Genomic DNA, 4,121 nt, shown 5'->3' with positions numbered 1-4,121 from the left:
TTTCCCGAAACCGCTTTTTGAATTTTACACCCTGGTTTTTGAATAAATATTGAGTTATACGTTTGCTGAATATCTTTTAACAAAGAGAAGTTTTAAAAGGTTCTCGAGCGAAGTGGAGAAATGATTTTTGAATTCATTAGGCCAAATTCCACCACCCTACGGGATGGTAAAACCAGGCTATTCGCTGTACAAACTGCCCTACTCGGCTATTACACTAAGGGCTTTTGTGGCTCTCGCTGTCGCCCCAACACCTCAAGTTCATCACGCCAGAAGCTCAGCCCGTGCCGCTGCTATCCTTTTTGGAAAGATTAAAACGCTAAGTCAACTCGACTATTCACCCTAAAGGGCTCAACCTCTCCAGCATCACTACCGTGCATCCCCCTCCAAGTACCTCTAGGAAACTGATTAGAAGTAGCAGGAGTCCAATCCGAAAACTCATCCATTATATAATTCGTCAACAAAACTTCACTCTTCTTCGCTAACTTTCTTCCATCGAAAATCACTTTATATAATGTTCCGTTAGACAACACGATTAACGCAACATTTACCCCTTTCAAATCAATACCATTCTTAAGCGCTCTTTTCTCTATTCTTTGTTTTAACAACACCTCATTTGGCAAGCCCTCTTCTTCCTTACTAATTTCTGAATAAATAACTGTTGCTTTCGTTATTGGCTTTCTATAGATTTGATGCGACCAATATTCTTTGTTCTTGTATTCGTGATCCCATGAATCTATCATGTAATGCAAATTACGTCTTTCAAACCTATCATTACCAGTAACACACCAAGTTATCACGGGCTCTAACGCCATATTATGATGTTGATAAACCAATAAAAAACCACCAATTATTTTTTTGATTGACTTCTTGTTATTGAACCTATCTTCCCATTCTATTTCTACTGTCGAACTCCCCATGGGTATATCATCTATGGTTAAATCAGACCCTAAATAATCACGATTCTTCATGTAAGGGTTTTCTACGAGCGTATCTATTACACGAGAATCATCACCATTCCTTCGATAAATACTCTTCTCTATAAAAGGAAATAGTTTTAGCACCCATCCAGAGATGTACAAGTTCATATACACTTCTTCAGTTTTATACATTTCTCTCCAAAACTCTCGACGAGCATTTCCTTTTTTAGCTGCAATCACCTCTTTCACTATTGGTTTTAAAACTTCAGCCCATTCTTGTAATCCATACTCTTTCAGTTTGTCTAAATTCTTTTGAATCCAATACCAATCTTCGAGACTTCCTCTGAGGTAAATTTTAGGAATTCCACATCCCGAAATTAATTGGTAATTATAAACGTGACTCACCCCTTCCATTTGAGTGATTACGAAAACATTATGTTCGTCCGCTGAAGTATTGGAAAATTGAGGGATATAAAAATCAAGTTCTGTCGAGGTCAATTCCTTCTTCAAAGAAGTTTCAAACCCCTTGAGTACCGAACTCCAACTCGCATCATCATCCAATGCCACATCATCGTATCTCACCAACATATCCTTCTTGTTCGGAGCATCATCAGTAGTAGATGATCGTTTATGATTTACCCCCTGCAACACACAGAGCCAAAAAGACTCTGGAGTTAAAACAAAGGGCCTATGTTCTGCATAAGACACGTGTAAGGCACCGATAAAAGAATTCTGGATTCCTATCCTTACATAATCCTTACCTTTTACATCCTTCGAAATATAAACGATATCTCTTCCTAATTTTTTAGACAAACAAGAGTCAACAGGTTCAGTGGGTAACAAAATTGTAGCTGTCTCAACTTCATCTACTTCAAACACTGTTGCATTTGATAATCCTAGCTGAGAAAAACTAAAAAATGTATAGAAACTAAAAATGATAAGCAATATTGATTTCATAGTTCATTTATAAAGGTAAAACATTGACTCTTTGATTCTTTACAGTGGAAACTTGAAAAGGTACAAAGCACAGCAAAACAAACAAATCAGAATTTTATCGCTGCAATTCATGGCTTTGTACCTTTGGTTTATACTTTAAATGCAGACCCAAAAAAAAGTAACACGCTTCCGCGCGATTCTATCCCGTGGAGAGTGCTACTTTTACATTTACCTTTATAGAAAGCTCCTATAACTGCAGATTTTCAGAAAGAAAACATCTTAAAAAATTTTCAATCCTAAAAAATAAACTATCTTTGCCCCACGCAATTAGGCGTATACATAAAAATCATTAAACAATATTGGAATGTATTTAGCACCAGAAAAAAAACAAGAGATTTTCGCAAAACACGGAAAATCAGGAGCAGACACAGGTTCTGCAGAGGGACAAATCGCTTTGTTCACTTACAGAATTAGTCACTTAACTGGACACTTGAAAAAGAACCGTAAAGATTACGCTACACAACGTGCTCTTCAGTTATTAGTTGGTAAAAGAAGAAGTCTTTTAGATTACTTAAAGAAGAAAGACATCGCTCGTTACCGTGCTATTGTTAAGGAATTAGGATTAAGAAGATAATTCTACAAAGTTTTCTTATTTTAGAAGACGAAACGTATTAAAGAGGGGGCAATCGATTCAGTTCGACTGCCCTTTTTTTATAAAAAACCTAGCATTATAAAACGTGCTAGTCGCAGTGTAACTGTGTGAATATGTAATACATAGATATGAATATAGGAATAAAAAAGACCATCACTACAGGTGGAAAAGAGATTTCCATCGAAACAGGAAAGTTGGCAAAACAGGCCGATGGATCAGTAGTGTTACGAATGGGAGATACAATGTTGTTAGCAACAGTTGTATCAGCAAAAGAAGCTAAAGAAGGAGTTGACTTCCTTCCTTTAACTGTTGATTACAGAGAAAAATTTGCAGCTGCAGGTAAAATTCCTGGAGGATTCTTAAGACGTGAAGCACGTCCTACAGATAGCGAAGTATTGGTTATGCGTTTAGTTGACCGTGCATTGCGTCCGTTGTTCCCAGAAGATTACCACGCAGATACACAATTGATGATTCAATTGATTTCTTACGATGGTGTTAACCAACCAGATGCATTGGCTGGATTCGCAGCTTCAGCTTGTTTAGCAGTTTCTGACATTCCTTTCAACGGTCCAATGTCTGAGGTAAGAGTTGCACGTGTTGAAGGTGAATACATCATCAACCCTACGAAAGAGGAAATGGAGAAAGCTGACATGGATATTATGTTAGCAGGTACTGAGAAAGATATCGTAATGTTAGAGGGTGAAATGCAAGAAGCCTCTGAAGAAGATATGATCGAAGTAATCAAATTAGGTCACGAAGCAATTAAAGAACAATGTGCATTCCAATTGGAATTAGCTGCAGAAGTTCCTACTTCTTCTCCTAAAAGAGAGTACTCTCACGAAACGCACGATGAAGCATTAGAGAAGCGTATCCACGAAATGGCGTACGACAAATGTGCGGATGTTGCAAGACAAGGATTGGCTGACAAAGCGAAAAGAGCTGAGTTATTCGGTGCTATTAAAGAAGAAATCACTGCTCAATTCACAGAAGAAGAGCAAGAAGAATACGGAGCTTTAATTGGAGTTTACTTCAAGAAAGCAATGAAAGAAGCAGTTCGTTACGTTATCTTAAAAGAGCGTATCCGTTTAGATGGACGTAAGTTTGAAGAAATCAGACCTATCTGGTGTGAGGTTGATTACTTACCAATGACACACGGTTCTGCTATCTTTACAAGAGGTGAAACACAATCGTTAACTACTTTAACTTTAGGTGGTAAGTTAGATGAGCAAATGTTAGATGGAGCAACATTCAGAGGAACTGAAAACTTCATGTTGCACTACAACTTCCCTCCATTCTCAACTGGAGAAGCACGTCCTATTAGAGGTGTATCTCGTAGAGAGATTGGTCACGGTAACTTAGCATGGAGAGCGATTAAGCCTATGCTACCAGAAGACAACCCTTACACAATTCGTTTGGTATCTGAGATTTTGGAATCTAACGGTTCTTCATCTATGGCTACAGTTTGTGCTTCAACATTAGCGTTGATGGACGGTGGTATCCAAATGAAGTCGCCAGTATCAGGTATCGCAATGGGATTGATCATCAACAAAGAGGGAGATTTCGCAGTATTATCTGATATCTTAGGAGACGAAGATCACTTAGGTGATATGGACTTT

The 4,121-nt window shown here is 38.0% G+C and carries 3 protein-coding genes; 2 read left to right on the top strand and 1 reads right to left on the bottom strand.

Annotation, left to right across the window (positions count from 1 at the left end):
* Positions 1–308 precede the first annotated feature (308 nt).
* The gene (locus R3333_RS12900) at positions 309–1,874 is read right to left on the bottom strand and encodes a DUF4419 domain-containing protein (RefSeq protein ID WP_318959184.1); all 1,566 of its coding nucleotides are present in this window, start codon (positions 1,872–1,874) and stop codon (positions 309–311) included.
* A gap of 343 nt (positions 1,875–2,217) precedes the next feature.
* Between R3333_RS12900 and rpsO the strand changes: the two genes are divergently transcribed.
* Positions 2,218–2,487 carry a 30S ribosomal protein S15 gene (gene rpsO / locus R3333_RS12895; RefSeq protein WP_090245022.1) on the top strand — a complete coding sequence of 90 codons (270 nt, stop codon included), beginning with the start codon at positions 2,218–2,220 and terminating at the stop codon, positions 2,485–2,487.
* Between the two features lie 146 nt (positions 2,488–2,633).
* Positions 2,634–4,121, top strand: a 1,488-nt coding sequence (locus R3333_RS12890) for a polyribonucleotide nucleotidyltransferase (protein WP_318959183.1), incomplete at its 3' end; no start/stop codon positions are given.

Origin of the sequence: Lishizhenia sp., from assembly GCF_033720595.1 — a bacterium.
Lineage (GTDB): Bacteria > Bacteroidota > Bacteroidia > Flavobacteriales_D > Crocinitomicaceae > Lishizhenia.
Note: the sequence above shows the minus strand (reverse complement) of the source record. Positions and strands in the feature narration are given on the sequence as shown.